This window comes from Bacillus sp. FSL E2-8887 (genome assembly GCF_038007205.1).
In the GTDB taxonomy this organism is placed as follows: domain Bacteria; phylum Bacillota; class Bacilli; order Bacillales; family Bacillaceae_G; genus Bacillus_A; species Bacillus_A mycoides.
The window spans coordinates 75940-90107 of the sequence record NZ_JBBOWS010000001.1 but is presented as its reverse complement, the minus strand read 5'-3'; the positions used below and the strand labels follow the sequence as shown (position 1 = coordinate 90107).

General features: G+C 35.5%; 11 protein-coding genes and 1 riboswitch. Of the genes, 2 read left to right on the top strand and 9 right to left on the bottom strand.

The features are described 5' to 3' along the window. Positions 1 to 50: 50 nt before the first annotated feature. Positions 51 to 515 (top strand): HXXEE domain-containing protein, encoded by a 465-nt coding sequence (locus tag NSQ08_RS00370; protein ID WP_340780019.1) that lies wholly within the window; start codon positions 51 to 53, stop codon positions 513 to 515. Between the two features lie 167 nt (positions 516 to 682). Here the strand turns inward: NSQ08_RS00370 and NSQ08_RS00365 are convergent, their stop codons facing one another. The 3 genes from NSQ08_RS00365 to NSQ08_RS00355 are packed head-to-tail and all read right to left on the bottom strand — an operon-like array spanning position 683 to position 3233. Then, entirely contained in the window at positions 683 to 1537 is an 855-nt protein-coding gene (locus NSQ08_RS00365; RefSeq protein WP_340770189.1) for a MetQ/NlpA family ABC transporter substrate-binding protein, read from the bottom strand. 21 nt (positions 1538 to 1558) lie between these two features. After that, positions 1559 to 2224 (bottom strand): methionine ABC transporter permease, encoded by a 666-nt coding sequence (locus NSQ08_RS00360; RefSeq protein WP_001261868.1) that lies wholly within the window; start codon positions 2222 to 2224, stop codon positions 1559 to 1561. Next, positions 2214 to 3233: a methionine ABC transporter ATP-binding protein gene (locus NSQ08_RS00355; RefSeq protein WP_340770184.1), complete on the bottom strand. Its 1020-nt coding sequence runs from the start codon at positions 3231 to 3233 to the stop codon at positions 2214 to 2216. The genes NSQ08_RS00360 and NSQ08_RS00355 overlap by 11 nt, the downstream gene beginning before the upstream one ends. Positions 3234 to 3359: 126 nt before the next feature. Next, positions 3360 to 3464: riboswitch (SAM riboswitch) on the bottom strand. Between the two features lie 240 nt (positions 3465 to 3704). Between NSQ08_RS00355 and NSQ08_RS00350 the strand changes: the two genes are divergently transcribed. After that, positions 3705 to 4247, top strand: a complete 543-nt coding sequence (locus NSQ08_RS00350; protein ID WP_340770181.1) for a cysteine hydrolase family protein — start codon at positions 3705 to 3707, stop codon at positions 4245 to 4247. A gap of 116 nt (positions 4248 to 4363) precedes the next feature. On the opposite strand, the gene NSQ08_RS00345 is transcribed toward NSQ08_RS00350, so the two are convergent. The 6 genes from NSQ08_RS00345 to pcrA all read right to left on the bottom strand — a co-directional run bounded on the left by NSQ08_RS00345 (position 4364) and on the right by pcrA (position 14156). After that, the gene (locus tag NSQ08_RS00345; protein WP_340770178.1) at positions 4364 to 5521 is read right to left on the bottom strand and encodes an acyltransferase; all 1158 of its coding nucleotides are present in this window, start codon (positions 5519 to 5521) and stop codon (positions 4364 to 4366) included. Positions 5522 to 6120: 599 nt separating this feature from the next. Beyond that, the gene (gene pruA / locus NSQ08_RS00340) at positions 6121 to 7668 is read right to left on the bottom strand and encodes an L-glutamate gamma-semialdehyde dehydrogenase (protein WP_002124887.1); all 1548 of its coding nucleotides are present in this window, start codon (positions 7666 to 7668) and stop codon (positions 6121 to 6123) included. A 153-nt stretch (positions 7669 to 7821) separates the two neighbouring features. Further along, positions 7822 to 8592 carry a TSUP family transporter gene (locus NSQ08_RS00335; protein ID WP_002029466.1) on the bottom strand — a complete coding sequence of 257 codons (771 nt, stop codon included), beginning with the start codon at positions 8590 to 8592 and terminating at the stop codon, positions 7822 to 7824. 94 nt (positions 8593 to 8686) lie between these two features. Further along, positions 8687 to 9883 carry a CamS family sex pheromone protein gene (locus NSQ08_RS00330; protein ID WP_063217654.1) on the bottom strand — a complete coding sequence of 399 codons (1197 nt, stop codon included), beginning with the start codon at positions 9881 to 9883 and terminating at the stop codon, positions 8687 to 8689. Between the two features lie 16 nt (positions 9884 to 9899). Further along, positions 9900 to 11909 carry an NAD-dependent DNA ligase LigA gene (ligA, locus tag NSQ08_RS00325; protein WP_002010032.1) on the bottom strand — a complete coding sequence of 670 codons (2010 nt, stop codon included), beginning with the start codon at positions 11907 to 11909 and terminating at the stop codon, positions 9900 to 9902. Between the two features lie 15 nt (positions 11910 to 11924). Continuing rightward, positions 11925 to 14156 (bottom strand): DNA helicase PcrA, encoded by a 2232-nt coding sequence (gene pcrA / locus NSQ08_RS00320; protein WP_002010031.1) that lies wholly within the window; start codon positions 14154 to 14156, stop codon positions 11925 to 11927. Between the last annotated feature and the right edge of the window lie 12 nt (positions 14157 to 14168).

Sequence of the window (14168 nt, the reverse complement as noted above, 5' to 3'; positions counted from 1 at the left end):
TAGAGGGCCTTTTTAGGCTTTCTATACCTTTATTGGAGTGATATAAGTTGATGAAAAAACATTCTACTATTATACCTTGGATCATTCCTTTTTTATTTCTCATTCATAACCTTGAAGAAGCTTTCCAGATGCCACAATATCTTGCTAATCAATTTTTAATTCGTTTCATAGACAATAAACAATTTATCATTGCAATTACTATATTAACAATCTCTGTTCTACTCATAGTCATTCTATACCAATTACAAATCTTACCTTCTATTTACTGGGTTATTTTTATTCAAGGAGCTATTTTCTTTAACGCTGTTCAACATATTATTTTATTTGTTATTTATCGTTCTTATAATCCAGGAGTAATCTCAGCATCTATCATTATCCTATTTTCTCTTTTCTTATTTTCACCAAAGAAACTATTAATCCCTAAAAAGAAATTAGCAAGTACACTCATTTTTAGTTTAATCTCTTACCCAATCATAATTTGGATTTCCTTATTATTAGCCAGCTGCTTTAATTAAAAAAAGACCAGGAAAACTCCTGGTCCATCACTCTACTTAACAAACATTGGATTCTATGTTATACAAAATTAGAAGGTACAGAATTAGGGTTTTGTTTGTTAAGTAGATTATATGTTGAACGAGCTAACAGCGGAGGGGTTCCTACTGTTAGTCGTTAAACTCAATAATTATTTTACGATTTTTTCAAGCTCATCAAGTGAAAGATCTACTGAAATTGAACCATCATTTGTTTCTTTCTTAATTGCATCTGTTACTTCTTTTGAATGGTATAACTCAATTACTTTTTTCAGTGTTGGATCATTTTTATCTTTCGTACGAGCTGCGAAAATATTAATATAGGCCTTTGCATTTTCATTATTTGGATCTTCTAAGAAAATTGGATCCTTCGCTGGGTCTAATCCAGCTTGACCAGCAACACCGTTATTAATAACTGAAGCCGCTACATCTTTTAACACACGAGGTGTTTGCTGTGCGATAACCGGTGTAACTTTTAGCTTCTTCGGATTTTCAGCGATACCGCTTGGATCCCCAAATAGACCAAAATCTTTCTTAAGCTTTAATAAGCCAGCTGCATCAAGAAGTTTTAATGCACGTGCTTGGTTCGTTGGATCATTCGGAATAGCAATTTCCGAACCATTTGGGATTTCATCTGCTTTCTTATATTTTTCAGAGTATAAGCCCATCGGTGCAATTTGCGTTGTACCAACAGCTGTAATATCTAACTTATGCTCCTTTTTAAATTGCTCTAAGAAAGCAATGTGCTGGAATGAGTTTAGTTCAATATCTCCATCAGCTAACGCTTTGTTGGGTGTTGTGTAATCAGAGAACTCAACCAGTTTAATTTTAATCCCTTCTTTTTCAGCTTTTTTCTTTAAAATTTCCCAAACGTCTCCATCTGTTCCAGTTACACCGACGCGAACTACTTTCTCTTTCGCTCCTGCACCTGTGTCTCCACCTGAGCAGCCGCTTAATGCTGTAATTCCTACGATCGCTGATAATGCAAATGCTAAAATTTTCTTCATTTTCTTTTCCACTCTTCCTTTTTATGATCTGCGTAAAAAGACTTTCGCAAAGTAGTTCCCTAAATTTTGAGCCACCTGTACAAGAATAATAAGTAAAACGACCGTTACAAACATAACTGACGTATCAAAGCGTTGATAACCATATGTCATTGCTAAGTCACCAAGACCGCCACCACCGACAAGTCCTGCGACTGCAGAAAATTCAATTAAACCGACCGTCATAAACGTGACACCTAGGATCAATGGTGCTAAAGCTTCTGGTACGAGGATTTCAAAAACAATTCTAATTGGTGAAGCACCCATTGCTTGCGCTGCTTCAATTACCCCTTTCGGAACGGAAACAAGATTTGTTTCAACCATTCTAGCAATACCAATTGATGCGACTAACGTCATTGGAAAGATTGCTGCAGCCGTTCCAATCGTCGTTCCAATAACACTTCTTGTTAGTGGGCTTAAAGCTACTAAAAAGATAATGAATGGAACCGGACGAATTGTATTAATTATGATATTAAGAATAGAAAAGACCCATTTATTTTCTAAAAAATTTCCTTTTCTCGTTACATACAATAGTAAACCTAGAGGTATACCAAGAATTGTAGCGAATATAAGGGTTACAATTACCATTAAGAGGGTATCCCCCGTCGCATCTAATATGCGAGGCCAAAATATACTCCAATCAACTCGCATGAGCTTCTACCTCCTTCAGCTGCACTTGCAGTCTTAGATGTTGTAATGCTTTTTGAATTTCTTTCTGTTCACCTTGTAGCTCTACAAGAAGATTTCCAAATAGCACATTTTGGAGTTCAATAATATTTCCATAAAGAACATTTACATCGACGTTATAGTTTTTCGCAATATATGATAGTACAGGCTGCCCTGTCTCTTCCCCAGTAAAAGTCAGGCGATAAATCTGACCTCCGTTTTGAATTTTCGCTAGAACACTTTCTGGTAAGTGATCATTAATAACAGAGCGTACAAAATTTTGAGTGGTCTTTGTTTTCGGTTGTGTGAAAACGTCAAACAGTTTTCCTTCCTCAATTACTTTTCCTCTTTCCATAACGGCTACACGGTGACAAATTTCTTTCACAACGTGCATTTCATGTGTAATAAGTAGGATCGTTAAATTGTACTCTCTATTTACTTTCTTTAATAAATTTAAAATTTCTGTTGTTGTTTCCGGATCTAAAGCCGATGTTGCCTCATCACATATGAGAATATCTGGTGATGTCGCAAGCGCTCTTGCAATCCCAACACGTTGCTTTTGCCCACCTGATAACTGTTCTGGATAATAGTTCGCTTTATCTTCTAAACCAACAAATTTTAGTAGTTCATTCACTCTTTCTTTTATCTCATTCTTCGGCAATTTCGCTAACCTTAATGGATAAGCAATGTTCCCAAACACTGTTCTTGAATTAAATAGATTAAAGCTTTGAAAAATCATTCCAATTCTTTGTCTTAGTTTCCGTAATTCTTTCGCCGATAATGATGTAATTTCTTTATCATCTATTGAAATTGTTCCTGCAGTTGGTCTTTCTAACATATTTACTAAACGTAATAATGTACTCTTTCCAGCACCACTAAATCCGATAATGCCAAAAATTTCGCCCTTTTCAACTGACAGCGTTACATCCTCAACCGCATGAACAGATTGCCCACCTGATTCATATACTTTACTCACATTGTTAAAAGAAATCATTTTCTTCCCTCCTATATGCTGTAAAAACTTGAAGTAGAGCTTTCGAGGTAAAATAAAAAGTGCTCTCCTTCTTATCAGTAATAAAAGATAAGAAGGAGAGCACTTTTATATGTACTCATTCACATCTTCTCATCTTCCAAGCCTTTATAGGCTTGCTGGAGTTAGCACGGTATTAAAAAACCCGTTGCTGAGGTATCGTAGGGCCAGTCCCTCCACCTCTCTGGATAAGAGTGTATCGATTTAATTGTCGTTTAATTAAGTCTTATTATAGAACTCAGAATAATGAGAGTCAATACAATTTTTAGAAAAAATTAATTATTTCTCTATTTAAATTTTTAAATAAGAAGTAACAATACAATAGTGATTTTTAAAGTTATGTAAAATCCTTCTCACTCATACTTTTAAAAAGGAGAATCTTCTCTACTCATTGAATAACATTATTTGAATATGAAATCGGAGGAAGATAGATATATGAAAACAGCTCTTTTGCTCGTCGACATTCAAAATGATTATTTTCCAAGCGGAATGATGGAATTACGTAATCCAGTAGAAGCAAGTGAATATGCTAGTCAGCTACTACAACATTTTAGAATAAGAAACGAACCTATTTTTCATATCCAACATGTAGCTATAAAAGATAGCGCTACTTTTTTCCTACCCAATACAGAAGGTGTCCATATTCACGAAAATGTCCGTCCACTTAGAGAGGAAACCGTTATCCTTAAACATTATCCAAATAGCTTCCGAGAAACTGATCTTCTAGAACAATTACAACGTTCAGGAATTGAGCACGTCGTAATATGCGGGATGATGACTCATATGTGTATTGATGCTACCGTAAGGGCTGCATTTGATTTTGGTTTTCGTTGTACCGTTATACATGACGCTTGTGCTACAAAAGATCTTTCCTTTAAGAATGCTACTATACCAGCTGTTTATATTCACAATACAATTTTGGCTAGTTTGAATAAAATCTATGCTGAAATACTTAGCACAAAAGAGTTTGTACAATGAAAAAAATCCTTTTGAATTTTTCAAAAGGTTTTTTTTCTGACTATATCATATTTATCATTTTTTCATTCCCTATTTTTAGGGATTCATATCATACCTATAACAATCTCACTAATTATTTACATTGATACATTATCATTTTTACTATCTTTTAATTGAGTCCAATTTTTCCATAAAAATTGAATATTACATGTACGAGAAGCTTCCTTAAAGCTCATTCCTGTTAATGGATAACATGTAATTTTCATACTTGCAAAAATTATAATTGCTATAATTGTTATAGCCGTAATTATTATGAAAGCAACCAGTAACATCACCGTTGATTGTGCTGGCCATAGATTTAATTTATTCCCAATATATACAACTACTAAATTATGCATTAAATACACACCAAATGAAAAAGAAGATAAGACTTGTATCCCCTTAAACATAAATGGCTTCATTGAGTAATTCCTAAAATATTCTTTTACTAATAAGAAGATTGAACTTGAAAGTACTACTTCAAATACTCTAACATATGCCTTGAAATCCTCAGAGTACTCCCCGATTTTAACCGTCTGATACCAAGTACCCAATATAATTAGGAGCGTATCTATAACAATTATAGAAAATAACAACTTTTTTGATACCTTCTTCTCATACGTCATTAAATAATAACCTAAGAGGAAATACCCTATATATCCACCTAAAAAGTTCATATCAAAATTAGGATACAACGTGAATATTGGTTTAAATTTATCCGGAACTAGTACTGCAATTGTTGGCAATAGCGAACTTACTGTAAACCAAAGAATTAACATATACTTTATAAGATCTTTACTTAAGGCATCTACCATTTTCTTCAAAAGAGGAGAAAGAATATACAATGGAATAATAGCATACATAAACCAAAGATGTACTGTCGCCGCTTGATTCGGTATATATAAAATACTCTTAATAACATTTGTTATTTGTATCGGTCTTGGCGTAAAGTATAAAACGGCAATAATTGACCATATAATAAATGGCACAATTAATTTTGGCAACCGTTCTGTATAAGTTATTTTAAGCGATGTCGTTTTACTACTCCTCATTAACATCGCACCAGAAATCATAAAGAAGATAGGCACACTTGTACTAAAAACCGTTGTCAGTGCATTAGTTATATGCCAAGTACCTGAACCAATATTCCCTCGCAAACTTCCTGCAGCAGTATGAAGAAATACTACCGCAAACATCGAAAATACGCGTAGTACGTCAACATATTCAACATAATTCTTTTTCACCCCATTACTCATCTAACAATCATCCCTTCCCAAAGAATATTTTTTCTAATCATTTTCGTCTTTTCAAAAAGCACAAACCTCTTATATCGGAATATAATTAATGTTAAAACAAAAATGAATACCTAAAATTTCGATATTCGACTATACAAACACTGACTATACTATATAAAATTTTAACAATAAATTCAATTTTTTCTTATATTTGCATAATATTATATAAATATAACATTTAAATAGGGCGGTTTCCTTCTATCTGATGATTTAATATTCTTAATATAAGGTTTTTAATCTATCAAAATAAAAAAACACCCCTTTCAGTGAGCAAAACCGAAAGGAGTGTTCTCTTGTCTAACCATAGATTTTCTTTCAAATTGTATTATACAGGAAATTCTCAAAATGAATACTAAAAAATATGACTAATAAGTCAATTTTTCTCGCTGTTTTGTTTCTATTTACATGTTTATCCCGATATTAATAGGGTTAGCTAGTTCTAACCACCAAATAGTAATATATGGTAATCCCTTTCGATTCAAATTAACTAACTCCTATTATAGAGAGTTTCTCAAAAAGAAGAGATCTTCACAGACTGTGAAGATCTTTTCTACTATTTCTTATAAAGTTTCAGAAGTAGTTTTTGCTTGCATGTGAAGTGCTAAGTAGTCAGGGCCACCAGCTTTAGAGTCTGTACCAGACATGTTAAAGCCACCGAATGGTTGGTAACCTACGATTGCACCAGTACATCCACGGTTGAAGTATAAGTTACCAACGTGGAAGTCTTCACGTGCTTTTTCAATATGGTCACGGTTGTTAGTAACAACTGCTCCTGTTAAACCGTATTCTGTATTATTTGCAATTGCAAGTGCATGATCAAAGTCTTTTGCTTTACAGAATGCTACTACTGGTCCAAAGATTTCTTCTTTCATTAAACGAGCATCTTCTGCAACGTCAGCAACGATTGTTGGTTGGATGAACCAGCCTTTAGAATCGTCTCCTTCGCCACCTGATACGATTTTACCTTCTTCTTTACCAATTGCAACATAGCTCATTACTTTATCGAATGCAGCTTGGTCATTAACAGGTCCCATGTTAATATCTTTTGCATCTGGGTTACCTACTGTTAATTCTTTTGTTAATTCAACAGCACGATTTAATACATGATCGTATACATCTTCATGGATTACTGCACGAGAACATGCAGAACATTTTTGTCCTGAGAATCCGAATGCTGATGCAACGATAGATTTAGCTGCTAATTCAAGATCTGCCTCTTTATCAACAACGATTGTATCTTTACCGCCCATTTCAGCGATAACACGTTTTAACCAAATTTGTCCTGGGTTTACTTTTGCTGCACGTTCGTAAATACGAATACCTACATCGCGAGATCCAGTGAAGCTAACGAAACGTGTACGAGGGTGATCTACTAAATAGTCACCAACTTCAGAACCATTACCTGGAACGAAGTTTACTACGCCAGCTGGTAAACCAGCTTCTTCTAATACTTCCATAAATTTCGCTGCTACTACAGGAGTTGTACTAGCTGGTTTTAGTAATACTGTGTTACCAGAAACTACAGCAGCTGTTGTCATACCTGCCATAATTGCGAATGGGAAATTCCAAGGAGAAATGATAACACCTACTCCTAATGGAATGTAAGAGAAACGATTATATTCAATTGGACGGCTTTCTACTGGAATACCGTCTTTTAATTTCAACATTTGACGAGCATAATATTCCATAAAGTCGATTGCTTCTGCTGTATCAGCATCTGCCTCATTCCATGGTTTACCTGCTTCTTTTACAAGAATAGCAGAGAACTCATGTTTTCTACGACGAACGATTGCTGCAGCACGGAATAAAATATCTGCACGCATTTCTGGTTTTGACTTTCTCCAAGTTTGGAATGTTGCATCCGCTACTTGCATTGCTTTTTCAGCTAATTCACGGCTTGCTTTTGAAACACGACCAACAAGTTCCTCTTTATTTGCAGGGTTTACAGAAACAATTTTGTCTTCTGTAGTGATTTTTTCTCCCCCGATAATTAATGGATAGTCTTGTCCAAGATAAGATTCTACTTTCTTTAAACCCTCTTCAAACGCTAATTTGTTAGCCTCTACTGAAAAATCTGTAAATGGCTCATGTTTGTATGCTACTACCATCTTTTTAGCCTCCCCTTAGAAAAACGTTTACATTTTACAACATTATTCTACACGATAATTTAGATTTATTCAAATATTCCTAGACTTATATTTTAAAAATTAATAAATTTTTAAAATATAATAAAAAAAAGAGATTCATACATACGTATGAATCTACAAAATATGAGTATATTCCAAAACATTTTTCCCGATTAATAAAATAGTAACTAATAAAAATAAAGTCCTTACATATCCAACACCTTTTTGAACCGCAAACTTCGATCCAAAATAAGCACCTAAAATCATTGATAAGCCCATAATTATACCGTATTCAAAATGAATCACATCTAAAAATAAAAAAGTAATTAAAGATACGATATTACTAACGAAGTTCAAAAGTTTTCCAGATGCTGCCGCTTGAATAAAATCCAAACCAATTAATAAAAATGCAAAAATTAAAAAGGATCCTGTCCCTGGTCCAAAAAATCCATCATAAAATCCTATCATTAAAATAACAAAGAAAAACATTAATGTTTTTCCTTTTGTCATCTTTTTATAGGTAGATGCACTTCCCCAATCTTTTTTCGCAATAATATAAATGGCAATAAAAACCAACATTACGAGCACTAGTGGACGCAAAATATCAGGCGGAATAAACTTTACTACTAAAGCCCCTGCGACTGCTCCAATAATAGTTAATGGGATTAACTTTCCTACAATCCGAAAATTCACCTTACCTGATCGAATAAAATAAATTGTGCTCGTAAGCGTCCCCATCGTTGCAGCTAATTTATTCGTTGCGATTGCCGAAGCTGGTGATAAACCAACAAACATAAGTGCAGGAAGCGAAATTAACCCTCCTCCTCCAACAACCGAATCAATAAAAGCAGCTAAAAACCCGAATGCAATTAATAAAATAATGACTTGAAAGCTTAGTTCTTCCATGACTTTGCCCCTTACCCCTTTATTTGTAACATTTAAAATTATAACAAAATTTTTCAAGAAAAAAAGCTGTTCCTTTATGGAACAGCTCTCATCTTTAATCTAAAATTTTCACAAATGGTTCATCTTGCTTCGCTTCACGTATAATAATTGCTTCTGGACGTTCTACAGATTTAATTGTTACTTGTACTTTCATATAATTCGGGAAGTATTCCATAACAAGTCCAGCTACATATTGTGTAAAACCAATTACTTCAGCTTTCCCATTGAATTGGACAGGAATATCGAGCTTCATTTCTCTTAATTCATCATCTCTATACATTCCAGTACCGATAACAGCTGTATAATCGCCTTGGAAATACTCACTTAACTTCGCTTTAAAGTTTGACACCCTTGCAAGGTCTTCACGTTTATTATCCGCTTTTGCCTGTTCTGACGGGAACAAATAATATTTCTCATTGATTGGTTTCCAATCCTCAACCGTTTCACTACCTTTTTCTACCTTAGCATAAGAAACAAAATTCCCTGGTACAAGCGAAGACTTTGGACCTTGACGATAAATCGCAAATGTAACCGGAATATTTTTTATTTCAGGCTTTTTTTGCTGCATTACTTTCAAGATTTCTTGGGCCATCCTTTTCCCTTCAGCTAACATTTTTACATCTGGAATTGCAGCCTCACGCGGATAACCATGCTCTTCCTCATAATATTGAACAGAATTCATCGCTAATCCAACTACAATGCCACCACGTTCAACATCGTTCTCACCTTTTCTTACATAATAATCATGCTCTAAAATATTTGAGATATACATTGGACTTTTTTTATTCTTTACTTCTAGCGATTCTGATCCTTCACTTAAGGCTGGATTCAACCCTACATTCGGAAATTTAACTGCATCTTTTTTCAACTTGTCCTCTAGCTCTTTTTGTTCAGCGTCTGTACGCTTTCTTTTTACAAGCATTTGAACACTTTGAGTATCTAAAACGTCTCCGCCTTTAAAGAAATAATCTTTCGTGCTAAATGATTCTTTGGCAATACGCATTAATCCTGTTTCAAATTCATCTACATCTAGACGACTATTTAAACCTTGCACAACTAAACCACGTGCAGATCCTGCATTAAATGGAACTGTTGTCTTATAATATTCATCCGAAATCGAGTATTTCGGGATAACAGCTTGCTCTTTCGCTTTCCCCGATTTCTCAACTGTTTTTTCATCTTTATTAGAACCAATGCTACACCCACTTACAAGTAGGCTAAGACTTAATACTGCTAACGCTATTTTTTTCATCGTAAGTTTGCACCTCTTACTTATTCAGCTCTTGTAAGAACCTCTCTTCATTCCAAACTTCAACATTGTGCTTCTCTGCTTGCGCTAATTTCGAGCCTGCAGCTTCACCAGCAACAAGTAAATCCGTACTTTTACTAACACTTCCTGTTACTTTTCCACCTAATGCCTCAATTTTCTTCTTCGCTTCACTGCGGCCCATAACTTCTAATTTCCCTGTTAAGACGACAGTTTTTCCTGCGAAGTACGATTCAACATTTTGTAAATCAGCAATTTTTATACCTTTGTATGCCATGTTCACGCCATACTCTTTAAATTGTTGTAATAGCTCTAATACGTCTTCATTATCGAAATACGTTACAACGGATTGAGCCATTTTTTCACCAATCTCATTAATTGTTTTTAATTCTTCTTCCGTCGCTTTCACAAGCTCATCCATCGTTTCGAAATGCTCAGCAAATGTACGTGCCGCTTTCGCACCGACATGACGAATACCAAGACCGAATAATAATCGCTCTAATGAGTTTTCCTTAGAATTCTCAATTGCTTGGACTAAATTTGTTGCTGATTTTTCACCGAAACGTTCTAGTTCTAATAATTGCTCTTTCGTCAATGAATATAAATCAGCAAACGTACGAATATAATCCGCATCAAAGAGTTGTGTAATTACACGTTCTCCAAGTCCATCAATATTCATTGCATTTCTTGAAACGAAATGGATTAATCCTTCACGAATTTGAGCTGGGCAAGTCGGATTTATACATCGAAGTGCTACTTCTTCTTCTAAACGAACAAGTTCACTCTCACATGCTGGACAATGCGTTGGCATATGATATTCTTCTTCCTCACCAGTACGCTTATCAAAAATAACGTTCACAACTTCAGGAATGATATCTCCAGCCTTTTTCACAACAACGTAGTCACCAATTCGAATATCCTTTTCACGAATTAAATCTTCGTTATGTAAAGAAGCACGACGAACGATAGTACCAGCCACTCTAACTGGCTCGAGCTCTGCAGTTGGTGTTACAACTCCTGTGCGGCCGACACTTAATTCAATCCCTGTTAATCTCGTCACAACTTCTTCAGCTGGGAATTTATAAGCTATTGCCCATCTTGGACTCTTTGCTGTAGTTCCTAAGCTTTCTTGAATAGCAACATCGTCTACTTTTATAACGATTCCATCAATCTCATAATCAAGATGCGGGCGTTTTTCTTGCCACTCTTCTACATAGGCTATTACGTCTTCAATTGTTTCACATGTACGACGATTTGGATTCGTCTTAAATCCAAGCTCACCTAAGAAATCCAGTGATTCACTGTGGGATGGAATTGTTTTTTCTTCTACATTAGCAAGACCATACACAAACATAGATAAGTTACGCTTCGCTGCAATTTTCGGATCAAGTTGGCGTATCGATCCTGCTGCCGCATTACGTGGATTCGCAAATACATCTTCACCATTTTGCTCTTTTTCTTCATTTAATTTAACGAATGAACGCTTCGGCATATAAGCCTCGCCTCGTGCTTCTAACGTTACTTCTTCATTTAAACGCAGCGGGATAGCTTTAATCGTTTTTAAGTTTTGGGTAATATCTTCACCCGTTATACCATCACCACGTGTTGCTCCTTGAATGAAGCGTCCTTTTTCATAATGAAGTGAAACAGCAAGTCCGTCAATTTTTAATTCGCATATATATCTTACATTCGCATCATCAATTCCCTGATGTACTCTTCGATCAAAATCACGCAAATCTCCTTCATTAAACGCGTTTCCTAAACTTAACATTGGTGATTTATGCGTTACCTTTTCAAATATATCAAGAACAGTCCCCCCAACGCGAATGGAGGGCGAGTCTTCACTCATAAACTCTGGGTTCTCTGCTTCTAATTTTATAAGCTCCTGCATATCACGGTCATATTCCGCATCAGAAACAGAAGGATTGTCTAATACGTGATATTGATAGTTAAATGTATTTAACAAATCACGCAATTCTTCTATACGTTTTTTGGCTATCTCTTTTGACATATCCTCAGTCCTTTCCTATTGTTTCGTCACAGGTGCAAATTTTGCTAATAAACGTTTAATACCAATTGGGCTTGGGAATGCAATATCTAATTCTTTTGAATCACCTTCACCCTTTACACTTACAACTGTACCGACTCCCCACTTCTGGTGAGCTGCTTTATCGCCTATTCCCCAGCCAATTTGCTCGCCACCTGTCGTCTTAACAGCCGGACGCGCGAAAGCTGAACGAGAACGTGTTGTAGTTGCGCTTGTCGTTCTTCCCTTTGCACCAAACGAAGTTTCACGCTTCGGTGCTGTTTCGTTTAATGGTTCTACTAATTCTGCCGGAATTTCTGTAATAAATCGAGATGCTGCATTCATACTTGTTCTACCAAATAAAGTACGCATTTGAGCATTGGATAAGTATAGCTCTTCTTCTGCACGAGTAATACCTACATAGGCAAGACGACGCTCTTCTTGCATTTCATCCTCTTCCATAAGAGAACGAGTATGCGGGAATATCCCTTCCTCTAAGCCAACAATAAAGACAACTGGGAACTCTAATCCTTTTGCAGAGTGCATCGTCATTAAAATAACTTCTTCACCAGCAGTTGGATCTTCATCTACACGATCAATATCCGCAACAAGAGCTAAGTCTGTTAAGAATGCAACAAGGCTCTTATCTTCGCTTTGGGATTCAAATGTTTGTGTAACAGATAAAAACTCGTCTAAGTTTTCTAAACGACCTTCTGCTTCTAAAGAACGCTCATTTTTCAACATATCGCGATAGCCTGTCTTCTCAATAACTTCTTCTACTAATTCTGTAACAGATAAATACTCTTGCATATTTACCCAGTTGTGTAATAAACTTGCGAATTCTTTTACTGCTTTTGTTATTTTTGCACTTACACCAACATGCTCAATCTCATCAAATACAGCAGTTAATGAGATTCCGTTTTGCACACCATAATTAATAATTTTATCGATAGAAGTCGCACCAATCCCGCGCTTTGGCATGTTTATAATACGTCCAAAACTAATCTCATCATCTGGATTCCCAATTAAACGTAAGTACGCCAAAATGTCTTTAATCTCTTTACGATCATAGAACTTAGTACCGCCGACAATTTTGTAAGGGATATTAGATTTTAGGAAAATCTCCTCAATCATACGAGACTGGGCATTTGTACGATATAACACTGCAAAATCAGTATATTTTCGGTTCCCCATTTGAATATCGTCACGAATTTTTTTCGCAACAAAATACGCTTCGTCCTTTTCGGTTGCAGCACGATAATACGAGATTTTGCTTCCAATTTGATTTTCTGTCCATAATTTCTTCGGTTTACGGTTTGAATTTTTTTCAATTACAGCATTAGCTGCATTTAAAATATTTTGTGATGAACGATAGTTTTGTTCTAACAGAATAACTTGTGCATTCTCATAGTCTTTTTCGAATGACAAAATGTTAGAAATGTCAGCCCCGCGCCAGCGGTAAATAGACTGATCCGAATCACCAACAACACAAAGGTTTTTAAAACGTGATGCCAAATGTTTAACAAGAAGGTACTGAGCTTTGTTCGTATCTTGATACTCATCAACGTGAATATATTGGAATTTACGCTGATAAAACTCTAGTACTTCTGGAACACGTTCAAATAGCTGAATCGTCGTCATAATTAAATCATCAAAGTCTAATGAGTTATTTTTCAAAAGACGTTTTTGATATTCTGTATATACATCGCTCGTTAATTTTTCATATGGATCAGCGGTTGTAATTTTTTTTGCATATTTATCTGCAGATAACAGTTCATTTTTCGCATTGCTAATACCCGCTAAAATAGAGCGCGGCTCAAACTTCTTCGGGTCAATATTGCGCTCCTTCATAATTTTTTTTACTACAGTTAACTGATCACCTGAATCTAAGATTGTAAAGTTACGATTAATACCAATGCGGTCAATATCACGTCGTAAAATACGTACGCACATAGAGTGGAACGTAGAAATCCAAATATCTTCTGCTTCTGGTCCAACAAGTTTATCAATACGCTCACGCATTTCACGAGCAGCTTTATTTGTAAAGGTAATTGCTAGTACATTCCATGGCGCCACACCTTTTTCACCAAGTAAATATGCAATACGGTGTGTTAACACACGTGTTTTCCCACTACCTGCGCCTGCCATTAATAGAAGTGCTCCATTTGTTGTTTGTACTGCTTTTTGTTGCTGCGGATTTAAACCATTTAATAACTTATCTGTCGTACTCATATGTGCCTGCAC

Coding starts and splice junctions, on each gene's coding strand:
- NSQ08_RS00370 (WP_340780019.1), top strand. CDS start 51: ATGAAAAAACATTCTACTATTATACCTTGGATCATTCCTTTTTTATTT.
- NSQ08_RS00365 (WP_340770189.1), bottom strand. CDS start 1,537: ATGAAGAAAATTTTAGCATTTGCATTATCAGCGATCGTAGGAATTACA.
- NSQ08_RS00360 (WP_001261868.1), bottom strand. CDS start 2,224: ATGCGAGTTGATTGGAGTATATTTTGGCCTCGCATATTAGATGCGACG.
- NSQ08_RS00355 (WP_340770184.1), bottom strand. CDS start 3,233: ATGATTTCTTTTAACAATGTGAGTAAAGTATATGAATCAGGTGGGCAA.
- NSQ08_RS00350 (WP_340770181.1), top strand. CDS start 3,705: ATGAAAACAGCTCTTTTGCTCGTCGACATTCAAAATGATTATTTTCCA.
- NSQ08_RS00345 (WP_340770178.1), bottom strand. CDS start 5,521: ATGAGTAATGGGGTGAAAAAGAATTATGTTGAATATGTTGACGTACTA.
- pruA (WP_002124887.1), bottom strand. CDS start 7,668: ATGGTAGTAGCATACAAACATGAGCCATTTACAGATTTTTCAGTAGAG.
- NSQ08_RS00335 (WP_002029466.1), bottom strand. CDS start 8,592: ATGGAAGAACTAAGCTTTCAAGTCATTATTTTATTAATTGCATTCGGG.
- NSQ08_RS00330 (WP_063217654.1), bottom strand. CDS start 9,883: ATGAAAAAAATAGCGTTAGCAGTATTAAGTCTTAGCCTACTTGTAAGT.
- ligA (WP_002010032.1), bottom strand. CDS start 11,909: ATGTCAAAAGAGATAGCCAAAAAACGTATAGAAGAATTGCGTGATTTG.
- pcrA (WP_002010031.1), bottom strand. CDS start 14,156: ATGAGTACGACAGATAAGTTATTAAATGGTTTAAATCCGCAGCAACAA.